The following is a 14,257-nucleotide window of genomic DNA, read 5'->3' as shown; positions in this document are numbered from 1 at the left end:
AGTGGAATTTGTCGGGCAGCCATGGGATTTCGAGCCAAAATACGCTTTGGCCGCCTCCGGACGCGGGTCGGCTCTTCAATCCTCAGTAACGGCCCTTAGCGTTAAGAAAGCGTTGATCGGCTCGTTACAAGTCAAAAAGGTGACGCGTCGGTGATGCTCCATCCACACACATGCGCCAAAATGCATCCATTAACCGCGCCGCGCGATTGCGTGCGGCGGAGGGTAAAGGAATAGTAAAGAGAAGGGCTTGGCCCACTCTTTGTCCTGCTTGAGCTGTCTATGCCGTCCGGTCCTTCCACGCCGTCTGGATCTGATTCGAAGCGTCAACGCGTTCTCCCGGTTCCCAAGGCCGCGGCGAACACGCGGACGTTCGAGCCGGATTCCTCGATCGTCTCCGACATCATCCCTTCGCCCAACCATGGCGACCGCAACAAGGGACGGCAGCCGGATATGATCGTGCTGCACTACACCGGCATGCCCGACGTCGAGGGCGCGCTGGCGCGACTGTGCACGGCGGGCACCGAAGTGTCGGCGCATTACGTCGTGCTGGAGGACGGCCGCATCGTGCAATGCGTGCCCGAGGCCAAGCGCGCCTGGCACGCGGGCGTCTCGTCCTGGGCCGGCGAGGACGACATCAACTCCTGCTCGATCGGCATCGAGATCATCAATCGCGGCCATGACTGGGGCTATCCGGAATATCCGCTGCGCCAGATCGCCGCCGTGATCACGCTGTGCCGCGGCATCATGCTTCGCCGCAAGGTGGCCGCGCACCGGGTGCTCGGCCATTCCGACGTCGCGCCCGCGCGCAAGAAGGATCCCGGCGAGAAATTTCCGTGGCATTCGCTGGCCAATTCCGGCGTTGGCCACTGGGTGACGCCCGCGCCGGTCGTGCGCGGCGAGAGCCTGATGCTCGGCACCATCAGCGACGAGGTGCTGAGCCTGCAGCAGGCGCTCGCCCGATACGGCTACGGCGTGCCGCTGACCGGCAAATACGACGCCGCGACGATGGAAGTCGTCACCGCCTTCCAGCGCCATTTCCGCCCGGCGCGGCTCGATGGTGTCGCGGATCACTCGACGCTGTCGACATTGCAGGCGTTGCTCGCGAGCCTGCCGGCCGATGCGACGGCCGTCGCGGCGAAGTAACGGTGCAAGCCACACTCCGTCATTGCGAGCGCAGCGAAGCAATCCAGACTGTCTCCGCGGAAACAGTCTGGATTGCTTCGTCGCTTCGCTCCTCGCAATGACGGAGTATGTGGCAGCTACTCCATCTCCCGCATCCGTCGCGCATAGAGCCGCCGCAACGGCTCCAGCTGCGTCGCCTCCGTCGCCGCGCGATACGCCTCGCGCGCCTCGTCCTTACGCCCCAATCTTCGTAGCAGATCGGCACGCACCGCCGGCAACAGTTCATAGCCACGAAGCCCGCCGCGCGCGGCGGTCGCGTCGACGAGATCGAGCGCACGCCCCGGACCGTCGACCATCGACACTGCCGCGGCGTGGTTGAGCTCGATCACCGGAGACGGACTGATGCGCAGCAGCACCTCATAGAGTCCGGCGATCTGCGGCCAATCGGTCTGCTCAAAACTCGGCGCACGCGCATGCAGCGCGGCGATCGCGGCCTGCACCGCATAAGCTTGCGGCGGGCCGGGCACACGCAGCGCATCGTCCACCAGCCGCAGGCCGGCCTCGATCTGCGCGCGATCCCAGAGCGTGCGGTCCTGCTCTTCCAGCAACACGATGTCGCCGGCCGGCGTCTCGCGCCCGGCGCGGCGCGCATCATGAAGCAGCATCAAGGCCAGGAGCCCCTTGATGCTGCTGCGATCAGGCATCAGCCGGTCGAGCAAACGGCCGAGCCGGATGGCCTCGGCGGCGAGATCGGGCCGCATCAAATCCGCACCCTCGGTTGCGACATAGCCTTCGGTGAAGACCAGATAGATCACCGCGAGCACGCCATCGAGCCGCGGCGCCATCGTGTCGCGCTCGGGCACCTCATAGGGAATGCCGGCGAGCCTGATCTTCTGCTTGGCGCGGACCAGGCGCTGCGCCATCGCCTCTTCGCTGACCAGGAAGGCGCGCGCGACCTGCGCGGTCGAGAGCCCGCCGACGGTGCGCAGCGTCAATGCGACCTGGACCTCGGGCGCGAACGCGGGATGGCAGCAGGTGAAGATCAGCCGCAGCATGTCGTCGTCGAGCATCGCAGGCGGCTCGTCCGGCGCTTGCGCGTTCAGCTCGAGCTCGTGCACGAGCGCCTGCTGCTTGCCGCGGAACGCGATCTGGCGGCGGACCCGGTCGATCGCCTTGTTGCGGGCGACGTTGACCAGCCAGGCGCGCGGATTGTCCGGTATCGCGCACGTCGACCAGTGCTCGAGCGCGACCGCAAAGGCATCCTGGAGAGCATCCTCGGCGAGATCAAAATCGCCGACGAGGCGGATCAGGGTGGCCAGCGCCCGCCCCGCCTCATCACGGAAGATCTTGTCAACCTCGCCTGGATTCATGCGTCGATGCGCGGCCCGGCCGTCACTTGTCGTAGACCCAGATCGGCCGCACCTCGATCGACCCGATGCGCGCGCTTGGAATGCGCGCCGCGATCTCGATCGCGGCATTGAGATCCTTGGCCTCGACCAGATAGTAGCCGCCAAGCTGTTCGCGCGTCTCCGCAAACGGCCCATCGGTCGCCAGCATCTTGCCGTCGCGCACACGCACCGTCGTCGCGGTCGTGGTCGGCTGGAGCCGGTCGCCGGCCTTGAAATTGCCGCTCTGGACGATGCCTTGCGTGAAAGTCTGGTATTCCGCCATCATCTTCTGGGCCGTGGCAGCGTCGTTCTTCGCGTATTCGACTTCGTTCTGGTAGATCATCAGCAGATACTGCATTGCTCAACTCCTGTTGTTCGGCTGCATCGCCGGCATCCAGTCGAACGGGGCATGCTCCAAACGACATCTTCGGGATAAATTATTTCAGCCGATGCCTGCCCGTCGATCTCGGCTTGACGGAACCGTCACAAATGCTCCATGCGTACCCGGTCAGTCGGCCGGACGGCCGCTCCGGCAGGTGCCGAAAGGCCGCCGGGGAGGAAAGTCCGGGCTCCCTTGACATACGGTGCCGGATAACGTCCGGCGGGGGCAACCCCAGGGAAAGTGCCACAGAGAACGAACCGCCCCGCTTCGCCTTCGGCTTCGCGGGGTAAGGGTGAAAAGGTGCGGTAAGAGCGCACCGCGGCTCCGGCAACGGAGCCGGCATGGTAAACCCCACCGGGAGCAAAACCGAATAGGGACGGCGTAGCGGGCTGTTCGCGCAAGCGATAACGCCGCGGGGCGATGTCAGGCCCGCCGTCCGGGTAGGTTGCTCGAGGCCATGTGCAAACATGGTCCCAGAGGAATGGCCGTCACGTATCGTTTGCGCAAGCGGACGGTGCCTTACAGAACCCGGCTTACAGGCCGGCTGATATCTTGCAACGAGGGGTTCGATGCTAGCGCATCGGACCCCTCACCATTTTGAGGCACCAGCGCGCAGCCATTCAAATGGTGCCATTCCGGGGCGCGACGAAGTCGCGAACCCGGGATCCATTCATCCACCGACTCTGCCGCCTGATGGATTCCGGGCTCTCGCTTCGCGAGCCCCGGAATGACGGCTGTGGGTCAGGCCACAATCTTCTCCAACACCGCCATCAACGCCCCGGGCGCCGTCACGTTCGGCGCATGACTCGCATCGAGCTCGAAATAGCGCCAGCCCTCCTCGCTCTTCGTGCGCTTCGCGAACTGCCCGAACACATCGCCCGGCGGAACGCGCTTGCAATAGATGTAGCTGCGCGGCATCGCCGGTTCGCCGTGTTCGAGCTTGAGCCTCGTCTCGAAACATTTGATCGGCATGTTGATGCGGCGCGCATTGAGCCAGTCGAGATCGACCTGCGGCGTATCCGGCGGCGGCGGATTCGGCGGGATACGGTAGCCGTCGCCCGCGGCAGCCGCCTTGCGCATCGGCTCGCGCCCGCCCTCATTGAGATCGAACAGCGACTGGCCGTCACGCGGCACGAAGGCGTCGAGATAGATCAGTTGCGTGACGCGCTCGCGCGCGCGATCGGCGACACCGGTCGCGACCATGCCGCCATAGCTGTGGCCGAGCAGCACGATATCGTTGAGGTCCTCGAACTTGATGACGTTGAGGATGTCCCTGATGTGCGTCTCGAGATCGATCGCGGGACTGGCCAGGTGCGCGCGCTCGCCGAGCCCGGTGTAGGTCGGCCCCACCAGCCGGTGGCCGGCCTGCGCCATCAGCGGATGCATCTTCTTCCAGGCCCATCCGCCGGACCATGCGCCATGACAGAGCAGAAAAGTCTTCGCGCGTGCGGCCATCGGCGTTTCCATCGTTCTTGTTTCTACGATGGAGTGTAGCGGCCGCGCGCGCGATGTAAACGCTGCGGCCTCTCAGGCCGCGCGGGTGTTTGCCTTCACGAGGACGGGCGCGACGGCCTCACGCCGCAGCTTGCCCGCCTCAAAGCCATGCATGCCGATCTGCCATTGCAGGCCGACGATGGCGCCCTTGGTCGGCTGCAGCAGCGCGAGCGAAGCGAATAGCGTCACCGGCAGCCACACCGCCAGTTGCAGCCAGACCGCCGGCGCATAGGCCGTCTCGACCGCGAGGATCGCCGGCACCACGAGATGGCCAACCACGACCATCACGAGATAGGCCGGGAAGTCATCGGCGCGCTGGTGAAACAGTTCCTCGCCGCAATGGTCGCAGCTGTCGGCGACCTTCAGGAAACGGCCGAACATGTGTCCTTCGCCGCAGTTCGGGCACTTGCCCAAGAAGCCGCGCCACATCGCCTTCGTGAGAGAGACTGAACCGGTTGCCATCACAGCACCTCTTCCTTTTAGCTGATCCATACAATAATATCTTGCATCCATACATTCAAAGGATATGGGCCTAAATTGCATGGATTGGACCCCTACAATCTCGGAGCTGAGCGGGCCGCGCTACCAGCGCATCGTCGAGGCCATGGAGGCCGACATCGCCGCGGGCCGGCTGGTGCGCGGCCAGCAGCTGCCGACGCAGCGCGCGCTGGCCAAGGCCCTCGGCATCGACCTCACCACGGTGACGCGTGCCTACACCGAGGCGCGGCGCCGCGGCATCATGGAAGCCCGTGTCGGACAAGGCTCATTCGTATCCGAGACCAGCGCGCGCCGCGCGGTCGACCTGCCGCATCCGGTCGCGATCGACCTCTCGATGAACGTGCCGCCGCATCCGCTGGAAGCGCAGCTCGACGAGCGGATCATTGCCGGGATGGAAGCCATCCGCGCGCAATCGGGCCTGACGGCGCATCTCAACTATCAGCCGCCCGGCGGCAGCGCGCATGAGCGCGAGGTCGCGGCCCGCTGGATGCGTGCACGCGTTCCGCACGCGCACGCCGACAGGCTCGTGATCTTTCCCGGCACGCAGACGATCCTGTTCAACCTGCTCGCGCATCTCGCGCGGCCCGGCGACGTCGTGCTGACGGAAGCGCTCACCTTCCCCGGCATCAAGGCCGCCGCGGCGCGGCTCGGCGTCAAGCTCATCGGTGTCGCCATGGATGACGGCGGCATCCTGCCCGATGCGCTGGCGAAGGCCTGTCGCGCGCACAGGCCGAAGGCCGTCTATCTCATTCCGACGCTGCACAATCCGACCACCGCGACGCTTTCCGCCGAACGGCGCAGCGCCATCGCCAAGATCATCAGCGATGCCGATACGATTCTGATCGAGGACGATGCCTACGGGCTGCTCGACCGTTCGGCATCACCGATCGCAAACCTCGTTCCGGAGCGGACCTATCTCGCGACCACGCTGTCGAAGTGCATCGCGCCGGCGCTGCGCGTCGCCTATCTCGTGACGCCCGACAACGCGGCGCAGCGGGACATGCGTGCCGGCTTGCAGGCTACCGTGCAGATGCCGGCGCCGCTGATGGTCGCGCTGGTGACGCATTGGATCGAGAACGGCATCGCCGATCGCATCATCACCGCCATCCGCAACGAGGCGGTCGGCCGCCAGCAGCTTGCGCAGCGCGCGCTGAAAGGCATTCAGTTCCTGGCCAAGCCCGCCGCCCATCATCTCTGGCTGCGGCTGCCGGATGGCCGTCCTGATGTCGCGGCACATCTCTTGCGGAATGGTCTCGCAGTCGTCGCCGGCGATGCCTTCACGGTGGACGGAACACCGCCGCACGCAGCACGCGTCTCGCTCGGCGCAGCGCGCAACAGGGCCGAATTGACCGAGGCGCTGCGCATCCTGGTCGGCGCGCTGCACAGGCCCGCCGACACCCGACAGATCGTCTAGATCAATTGTGGCGACGGCGATGACGCGGGCGGACGACCGGCGCAACAGATGACGGATAGGCCTGCGATGCGAAGGCATCGCTCGGCACGCCCTGCAGCCCTTGCGCCGCTCTGCCCGCAGGCGTGAGCTGGCCGCCGTTCAGCACATCGCGGTCGGGATGGGCCGCCTGATAGGCCGCGGGTTCGGAGAACTGCGCCTGCGCCATTGTCGGGATCAGGGCCGCCGCAGACAGCAGCGCGGCTGCAACGGCAATCTTCGTGCGGGTCATGGTCGTTCTCCGTCATCTCGTTCGGGGAAAGGCCAATGAGAGCGCATCATGGCGTCGGGCAGGCCCCCGGATTGAAGTACGCTCATCATGTAGGCCTGCCATTGGCGAATGCCCGCGGTTGGGGGTCACGCTTGCGTGCGGTTTTGGAATTGACCTGCACGGCCGCAGCCGTGCTATGCGGGCGTTGGCGATCAACAGTTCGGGATCGCCCATTGCGACAAGGACGATCTGTTGGAAACGCTCACTTATGCGCTGCTGCTGTTCGGCGCGCTGGCCGGCGGCTTCGTCTCGGGACTGGCCGGCTTCGGGACCGCGCTGATGGCGCTCGGCATCTGGCTCTACGTCCTGCCGCCCTCGCTCGCGGTGCCCCTGGTGCTGATCTGCTCGGTGATCGCGCAGACCTCGACACTGCCGTCGATGTGGAAGAGTTTCGACCTGTCGCTGGTCTGGCCGTTCCTGATCGGGGGCCTGATCGGCGTGCCGCTCGGAACCATGCTGATCGCCTCCGCCGATCCAAAAGTGTTCAAGCTGAGCGTCGGCGTGCTGATCCTGATCTTTTCGACTGCTCTCTATCTCAACAAGCGGCCCCTCGCCGTGACGTTCGGTGGCCGCATTGCCGACGGCGCGATCGGCTTTGCCGGTGGCATTCTCGGCGGCCTCGCCGGATTGTCCGGGCCGCTGCCGATCCTCTGGGCCAATATACGCGGCTGGAACAAGCACGAGCGGCGCGGCATCTTCCAGCTCTTCAATTTCACCGTGCTCGCGACCGCGCTGGCGTTGCAGACGGCATCAGGTCTCGTCGAATTCAAGGTGGTCTGGCTCGCGCTGGTGGCCTTTCCGGGCACGCTGATCGGCGCGTGGGCCGGCGCCCGCGTCTATCACGCACTGAACGACAAGCATTTTGGCGACGTCGTGCTCGGCCTGTTGTTCCTGTCGGGCCTCACCCTCGTCTGGAACAGTATTGCCGCGCTCTAGCTCGATGCTCTCCTCGCGGCGAACGCCATGCCGCCGGCGACGCCAACACCGAGCACGTAGATCCAGCCCGAGGTGAAATCGAACAGATGCGTGTTGAGCAGTGAGGACAGCATGTTCTGCACCACGACCAGCATGCCGATCCAGCAGGCCAGCCCCTCGCCGCGAAACATCAAGAGGTGCGCGATCCACAGCGCGTAGAGGATCAGCACGCCGACGACGCCCCACTGCACGGCATTGCTGAGGGTCTGATTGTGCGGGTTGCTGACGATCTCGCCGCGCAGCGGGTCGTCGTGCGGGTTGGCGGCCACGCCGGCGAACAGACCGCGGATCGAGCCGGTGCCGTGCCCGATCAGCGGCGCGTCGGCGATGAACCCAAGGGACTTCCGCCAGTATTCGAGACGCGAGCCCATGCCGCTGATCGAATTGTTGTCGGCCTCCAGGCTCCTTTCGTAATCGCTCTGGAACTTGCCGACGGTCGCGCGCAGATGCGGCGAGACGGCCCAGAGCGCTACGGCGATCAACGCCGTCGCAGCGCCGGCGACGAGCGCCGTCCGCCAGCGCAGATGCAGCAGTGCAAACACCACGAGCAGGACCGGCAGCGTCACCAGCGCCGTGCGCGAGACCACGACGAACATCATGTTGGCGAGGAAGCCGAGCGCCAATACGGCGAACAACGCCGCGATCCGAACGCGGCCCTGCTGGACCAGCGTCACGATCGGGTACACCAGCGCGATCGCACAGAGCGCGAATTCCTGGCTCTGGTCGATATAGTTGCGCACGGCAATCCCGCTCTCGACCTGGTGAGGCCCGCGCGACAGATAGAGCTTTAGCGAGAGCCCGGGATCGATCGCGACAGCGAAGGAATACAGCATGAGCAGCGCGCAGGAGACCAGGAACGCCGCAAAAACCCATTTGCCGTAGGGCCAGCGCTCGAACTGGTAGATCAGCAGCGGGATCACCAGCAGTTTTGCCGGCGGCCCGAGCGCGTGCAGCCGCTCGGCCCAGGGCGCAACTGACCAGAGCGTGCCGACGAGTGCCAGCACGAACAGCGCGATCGGCAGCAGGCAGATCGGGCGCAGCAGCGAGCGCGGGAGTTCGCGAAGGTCGATGAAAGCAAAGGCGATCAGCCAGGGCACGAGCGCAAAAGTAACACCGGTGGTGCTCCAGGGCAGCAGTAACGCGACCAGCGCAACGAACCGGGCCGGTGTACGGTAGCGCGCCGCCCAGATCGCGGAGAGCCAGGACGCTCGTCCCTGCTCGTTCAACACCTCGGTCATTCCCGTCCCTTGCAGATTCGCGGCCCACCCACGGCGCGGCAAACTAGCCGGAGCCGTGGGTGGGCGACAAGCGCGCGTCCGTTCGATCTGCTACGCGGGCTCGCGCATGGGAGGTACAACCGGCTCGGGATTTGCCGGCTTCGCGACCTTCTCCTGTGCCGGCAACGCAAGGCGCTTTCTGAACTCCCGGAGCAACAGCCACACGCTCAGGGCGGCCTGTAGCGGGGTCGTCGCGATCGACAAATACCAGACATGCTCCATCCGGAAGCCCGGCCACGTCGAGAGCCAGATCGACGGCAGGGAATAGGTGAGGACCCGCGTCGCCGACGTCCACAACACCGGCTTGGTGTTGCCAAGCCCCTGAAACATGCTGGAGCAGGTAAAGATCAGCCCCTGCGCCACCATGTTGAGCGAGACGAGGCGCAGAAACAGCGACGCAACCGCCATCGTCTCCTGATCCCTGGAGAAGCCGGCAAGCAACAGACCGGGCGCGAACTGCGCGAGGATCATGAAGACAATCATCACGGCGGTCGCGATAAGCGACGCCTTGACAAAGGTCTCCCGCACGCGTGCGCCATTGCCGGCGCCGAAATTCTGGCCGGCGATGGGCCCTGCAGCGAGGGCGATGGCGAGCGCCGGCATCTGGATCAGCCCGAGGAGACGCGTCCCGATGCCAAACCCCGCCTGCGCCGCCGGGCCAAAAACGCTCAGCACGTAATAGCCCACGCCCATGATGATGAAGATCATCGCAAATTCCCCGCCCGCGGGCAGGCCGACATTGAGGATTCTCTTCCACTGCCGCAGCTGCGGCCGCCATTGCTCGGGGTGAAACGCGACGTAGCGCTCCAGCTTGAGGAAATAGCCGAGCAGCATCAGCACGCCGACGAAGACGGCGATCGAGCTGGCGAGGCCGGCACCGGCGACACCGAGCGCATGTCCGGTGCCCCAGCCCGTGATCAGGACCGGCGCCAGCGCAATGTTGATGACCACGGCAAGCGCCTGCACCACCATGCTCGGTCGCACGATGCCGGTCGCCCGCAATGCGGACGCCATCACTTGCGTGGCGAATTGCAGCGCCAGCGCCGGCATGAACCAGAGCAGATAAACGGTACCGGCTTCGACCGTAGCTTCGTCGGCTGCAACCGCGCGCATGTAGGGGCGCGACAGCGCGAAGCCCGCGACCAATGTCAGGATCCCGAACAGCACCGACAGGACGACCGACTGGTTGAAGACCAGATTGGCGTCGCTGCGGTCCTTCCGCCCCACGGCGTGCGCCATCAGCGCCACCGTGCCGACGCCGAGCACCTGCATCAGCGCATTGACCAGAAAGCCCGCATTGCCGGCCGCCGCGACGCCGGCGATCGCCGCCTCGCCCAGACCCGAGACGAAATACAGATCGACGAGCTGACAGATCATGATCGTGATCATGCCGACCACGATCGGAGGTGCCATGCTCAGGATGTGGCTCACGATGGAGCCGCGCGTCAGGTCCTTCATCTCATTCCATCCTTAAAGGCGTGACCGCGGGACTTGCGTCCCGCTGCCGCGCGCCTCTCATTCCGCCGCCGCGATGCGCCCGAGCTCCACCACCTGGCGCTCGAACAGACCGCGATAGATGCCCCCTGGCTTGCCCGCGAGCATGGCATGGGTACCTTGCTCGACGATCTCTCCGCGGTCGAACACAAGGATCCGATCGAGGCTGCGCACCGTCGACAGCCGGTGCGCGATCACGATCGAGGTGCGGCCCTTCATCAGCCGCTCCATCGCCTGCTGGATCAGCGCCTCCGATTCCGAATCGAGGCTTGACGTCGCCTCGTCCAGGATCAGCACCGGCGCGTCCGCCAGGAAGGCGCGCGCCAGCGCCACGCGCTGCCGCTCGCCGCCCGACAGCTTCACGCCGCGCTCGCCAACCAGCGTGCCGTAGCCCTTCGGCAGGCGCAGGATGAAGTCGTGCGCATTCGCAAGCCGCGCCGCGTGCTCGATCGCCTCCGGGCTGGCACCGGGGCGGCCATAGGCGATGTTCTCCGCAAGCGTGCGGTGGAACAGGATCGGCTCCTGCTGCACGATCGCGATCTGGCTGCGCAGTGATTGCTGCGTAGCGAGCGCGATGTCCTGCCCGTCGATCAGCACGCGACCACCGGAGACGTCGTAGAGCCGCTGCACCAGCTTGACGAAGGTCGTCTTGCCGGAGCCGGAGCGGCCGACCAGGCCGACGCGCTCGCCGGCGCGGATCGTGATCGACAGTCCGTCATACAGTGGCGCGCGGTGGCCGCCATAGTGGAACGTGACGTCGTCGAACACGATCTCGCCGGCCTCGATCGCGATCGGTCGCGCACTGGCCGCATCGGCGATCCCGATCGGCTCGCCATGGATCGCCACCAATTCATCCATGTCGTTGACCGAGCGCTGGAGGTTGTTGATGTGCATGCCGACGTCACGCAGATAGGCGTGGATGACGTAGTAGCTCGTCAGCACATAGGTGACGTCGCCGGGCGAGGCGTGCCCGGACATCCACAGCAGCACCGAGCCGCCGATCACGGACGCACGCAGGCATAGCAGCAGCGAGAGCTGCGCCATGGCCGTGTAGTTGTAGCGAAACCAGGTCCGCCGCACGCGCACGCGCCAGCGATTGATGACGCGGCCGAGCCGCGTATCCTCGCGCGTTTCGGCGCCGAAGGATTTCACCACGGCGTTGCAGGTCAGCGCGTCCGCCAGCGTGCCGCCGACCTTGGTGTCCCAGGCGTTGGAGACGCGCGCGGCCGGCGCGATGTAGCGCGTCGAGAACAGCACGGTGATGGCGACGTAGAAAAGCGCTCCCACGGCAATCACCGCACCGAGCGACGCCCAGTGCAGGCCGATCAGGACCATGGAGCCGATCAACACCAGCAGAGACGGCGCCAACGCCATCAGGATGGTGTCGTTGAGCAGGTCGAGCGCCCACATGCCGCGGGTGATCTTGCGCACCGTGGAGCCGGCAAAGGAGTTGGCGTGCCAGTCGGTCGAGAAGCGCTGGACGCGCGTGAAGGCCTCCTGGGCGACATCCGACATGATCTTGAGCGTGAACGGGACGATCGCCTGGAGACCGATCAGCCTCAGCACCACGGACGCCGCACCGAGCGCGACGATGGCGCCGAACGCAACCAGCGCCGCGCGGCGCGCGTCGGGATCGGACGCGCCGCGCGTCAGCGCATCGACCAGATGTCCGGAGAATACCGGCATGAACAGGTCGGCGATGGTTGCGCCCAGCAGGCCGCCGGCCACGACCAGGCCGCGTCCGGGCTGCTTCAGCCAGTGCCGGAATACGAAGGGCAGCACCACGCGTATCGCCGCGTGCTTTTTTGACAGAGCGGTCATGACGTTATCCGGCCGCTTTGGCGCGCCGGCTCCATCGATGGACGCAGGCCGGCCGCAAGGGCCGAGACGGCGTCAGCTGAAATTGGCTTTGACTTGGGAAGTTTGGCGATCGGGATCTGGTGCCCAATCGAAGCTGGCTGAAATGACCTCTAGGAGGTCGAGCACACACCGAGCCAGAACATCATCGAGCACGGGCGCGCGATCTGCGAAAGCGAAATAGTCATGCAAATCTCTCCCCGGTTCGAATGAATGAGGTGCGCTTTATAGATGTGCCGCTTCCGCTTTGCAACGGGGGTTCTGCGAGATCACGGACGAGTGTTGCAATTTGGTGCGGGGCGCCTTGGTCCGGCATCGCCGCCGCCTCAATCTCCGCTGTCATGCCTCGGCTTGACCGGGGCATCCAGTACTCCGCGGCGATATTTAGCTCACACAACTTCCGCCGCGGAGTGCTGGATCGCCCGCCTCCGCAGGCGATGACACCTCGCAAGCCGCTGGCCTAATGCGCGTCGCCGCCACCGGCCAGCGAGGCCGGTTTGCTCAGCAGCGTGACCAGCAGGCTGAGGCCGAGATAGAACAGCGTCAGCACGAAGAAGGCGTCGCCAAAGCTCATCACCACGGCCTGGCGGTGCACGATCTGGCTGAGCTGCTTCATCGCCATCAGCGTGGAGTCGCCGAGCCCCTGAAATTTCTGCATGAACATGGTCAGGGTTTCGGTCGCCGTCGCATTGCCCCAGGTCACCCGCTCCTGAAGGCGGGTGATGTGCAGGTCGGTGCGGTTGTTGAGCACGGTGTTGATGACGGCAAGGCCGACCGCGCCGCCGAGATTGCGCATCAGGTTGAACAGGCCGGAGGCGTTCTTCACCCTGTCGGGTGCCAGCGTTCCGAGCGCGATGTTGTTGGTCGGCACCATCGCAAACATCATGCCGATGCCGCGCAGGATCTGTGGCACCAGCAGCTCGTAGAAATCGTAGTCGCGCGTGATCCAGGTCATCTGGTAGGAGCCGATCGCGAACACGACGAGACCGAACGCGATCATGTAGCGCATGTCGAGCTTGACCATGAGCCGGCCGACCAGCGGCGCGACCAGGAACATGGTGATGCCCGAGACGAACATGGTCTCGCCGATCATCAGCGCGCTATAGCCGCGCACCTCGGCGAGATAGCGCGGATAGATGTAGGTCAGGCCGTAGAGGCCTATGCCGATGCAGAACTGCAGGACGCAGCCGATCGCGAAATTGCGGTTGGAGAAGGTGCGCAAATTGACGATCGGCTCGGCCGCCGTGAACACGCGCCAGAAGAAGGCGATCGCCGAGATCGCGCAGATCCAGGCGCAGATCGCGACGGACGTGTCCTGCATCCATTCATATTGCGGACCTTCCTCCAGCACGTATTCCAGGGTGCCGAGGAAGCCGGCCATGAAGAGCAGGCCCCACCAGTCGAAGCGGTCGAGCAGCTCGAAATGCGGCTCGTCGAAATCGACCAGCGCCAGCACGCCCAGGGTAATGCCGATGCCGGGCACGACGTTGATGAAGAACAGCCAGTTCCACGACATCAGATCGGTGATGTAGCCGCCGACCGTCGGGCCGATCGTGGGAGCCAGGGTCGCAACAAGCCCGATGATGGGACCAACGATGTGGAATTTGGAGCGCGGGAACACGGTGTAGGCCGAGGCGAACACGGTCGGGATCATGCCGGCGCCGAGGAAGCCCTGGAGCGCGCGCCAGAGGATCATCTCCTCGATCGTGGTGGCGAAGCCGCACAGCAGGCTCGAGGCGGTGAAGCCGGCGGCCGAGATCGCGAACAACAGCCGCGTGCCGAACGCACGCGACAGGAATCCCGACAGCGGGATCGCGATGACTTCGGCGATCAGATAGGCGGTCTGGACCCAGGAGACCTCGCTCGAGCTCGCCGACAGGCCGGCCTGGATTTCGCTCAGGGACGCCGAGACGATCTGGATGTCCAGGATCGACATGAACATCCCGAACACCATGATGATGAAGGCGAACAGCCGCTTCGGCGCGATGCGCTCCGAGGCGGGGTTCGCCATCATGGCGGGTGAAGCGGTGGTGGCGTTGGCCATGGTCT

12 protein-coding genes and 1 other RNA gene are annotated in these 14,257 nt (G+C 65.3%); 4 read left to right on the top strand and 9 right to left on the bottom strand.

The window, feature by feature from the left end; all coding sequences use genetic code 11:
- Window positions 1-279: 279 nt before the first annotated feature.
- Window positions 280-1,143 carry an N-acetylmuramoyl-L-alanine amidase gene (locus tag BJ6T_RS13600; protein ID WP_014492949.1) on the top strand — a complete coding sequence of 288 codons (864 nt, stop codon included), beginning with the start codon at window positions 280-282 and terminating at the stop codon, window positions 1,141-1,143.
- A gap of 116 nt (window positions 1,144-1,259) precedes the next feature.
- Here BJ6T_RS13600 and BJ6T_RS13595 read toward each other — a convergent pair whose 3' ends face one another.
- Both BJ6T_RS13595 and BJ6T_RS13590 read right to left on the bottom strand, forming a co-directional pair.
- Window positions 1,260-2,492 carry an RNA polymerase sigma factor gene (locus tag BJ6T_RS13595; protein ID WP_014492948.1) on the bottom strand — a complete coding sequence of 411 codons (1,233 nt, stop codon included), beginning with the start codon at window positions 2,490-2,492 and terminating at the stop codon, window positions 1,260-1,262.
- A gap of 22 nt (window positions 2,493-2,514) precedes the next feature.
- Window positions 2,515-2,868 (bottom strand): YciI family protein, encoded by a 354-nt coding sequence (locus tag BJ6T_RS13590; protein ID WP_014492947.1) that lies wholly within the window; start codon window positions 2,866-2,868, stop codon window positions 2,515-2,517.
- Window positions 2,869-3,018: 150 nt separating this feature from the next.
- Between BJ6T_RS13590 and rnpB the strand changes: the two genes are divergently transcribed.
- Window positions 3,019-3,444, top strand: an RNA gene (rnpB, locus tag BJ6T_RS42790) — RNase P RNA component class A.
- A gap of 189 nt (window positions 3,445-3,633) precedes the next feature.
- On the opposite strand, the gene BJ6T_RS13585 is transcribed toward rnpB, so the two are convergent.
- Together BJ6T_RS13585 and BJ6T_RS13580 are read right to left on the bottom strand one after the other, a co-directional pair.
- Window positions 3,634-4,347, bottom strand: a complete 714-nt coding sequence (locus BJ6T_RS13585; protein WP_028170652.1) for an alpha/beta fold hydrolase — start codon at window positions 4,345-4,347, stop codon at window positions 3,634-3,636.
- 72 nt (window positions 4,348-4,419) lie between these two features.
- Complete coding sequence (locus tag BJ6T_RS13580) at window positions 4,420-4,878, bottom strand: DUF983 domain-containing protein (protein ID WP_080593855.1); 459 nt, start codon at window positions 4,876-4,878, stop codon at window positions 4,420-4,422.
- A 49-nt stretch (window positions 4,879-4,927) separates the two neighbouring features.
- On the opposite strand from BJ6T_RS13580, the gene BJ6T_RS13575 reads away from it, so the two are divergent.
- On the top strand, window positions 4,928-6,298 hold the full coding sequence (locus tag BJ6T_RS13575; protein ID WP_014492943.1) for an aminotransferase-like domain-containing protein: 1,371 nt from the start codon (window positions 4,928-4,930) through the stop codon (window positions 6,296-6,298).
- Between the two features lies 1 nt (window position 6,299).
- Here BJ6T_RS13575 and BJ6T_RS13570 read toward each other — a convergent pair whose 3' ends face one another.
- Window positions 6,300-6,566, bottom strand: a complete 267-nt coding sequence (locus BJ6T_RS13570) for a hypothetical protein (RefSeq protein WP_014492942.1) — start codon at window positions 6,564-6,566, stop codon at window positions 6,300-6,302.
- A gap of 231 nt (window positions 6,567-6,797) precedes the next feature.
- Here BJ6T_RS13570 and BJ6T_RS13565 point away from each other — a divergent pair, with 231 nt between their 5' ends.
- Window positions 6,798-7,541 carry a sulfite exporter TauE/SafE family protein gene (locus BJ6T_RS13565; protein ID WP_014492941.1) on the top strand — a complete coding sequence of 248 codons (744 nt, stop codon included), beginning with the start codon at window positions 6,798-6,800 and terminating at the stop codon, window positions 7,539-7,541.
- Here BJ6T_RS13565 and BJ6T_RS13560 read toward each other — a convergent pair.
- From BJ6T_RS13560 to BJ6T_RS13545, 4 genes are all read right to left on the bottom strand, one after another.
- Window positions 7,538-8,818: an O-antigen ligase family protein gene (locus BJ6T_RS13560; RefSeq protein ID WP_014492940.1), complete on the bottom strand. Its 1,281-nt coding sequence runs from the start codon at window positions 8,816-8,818 to the stop codon at window positions 7,538-7,540. The genes BJ6T_RS13565 and BJ6T_RS13560 overlap by 4 nt on opposite strands.
- Before the next feature lie 90 nt (window positions 8,819-8,908).
- Window positions 8,909-10,315, bottom strand: a complete 1,407-nt coding sequence (locus BJ6T_RS13555) for an MATE family efflux transporter (RefSeq protein ID WP_014492939.1) — start codon at window positions 10,313-10,315, stop codon at window positions 8,909-8,911.
- A gap of 57 nt (window positions 10,316-10,372) precedes the next feature.
- Window positions 10,373-12,172: an ABC transporter ATP-binding protein gene (locus tag BJ6T_RS13550; RefSeq protein WP_014492938.1), complete on the bottom strand. Its 1,800-nt coding sequence runs from the start codon at window positions 12,170-12,172 to the stop codon at window positions 10,373-10,375.
- Window positions 12,173-12,668: 496 nt separating this feature from the next.
- Window positions 12,669-14,252 carry a DHA2 family efflux MFS transporter permease subunit gene (locus BJ6T_RS13545; RefSeq protein WP_014492937.1) on the bottom strand — a complete coding sequence of 528 codons (1,584 nt, stop codon included), beginning with the start codon at window positions 14,250-14,252 and terminating at the stop codon, window positions 12,669-12,671.
- Between the last annotated feature and the right edge of the window lie 5 nt (window positions 14,253-14,257).

This window comes from Bradyrhizobium japonicum USDA 6 (genome assembly GCF_000284375.1).
Classification (GTDB): domain Bacteria; phylum Pseudomonadota; class Alphaproteobacteria; order Rhizobiales; family Xanthobacteraceae; genus Bradyrhizobium; species Bradyrhizobium japonicum.
This window is presented reverse-complemented; position numbering and strand designations above follow the sequence as displayed.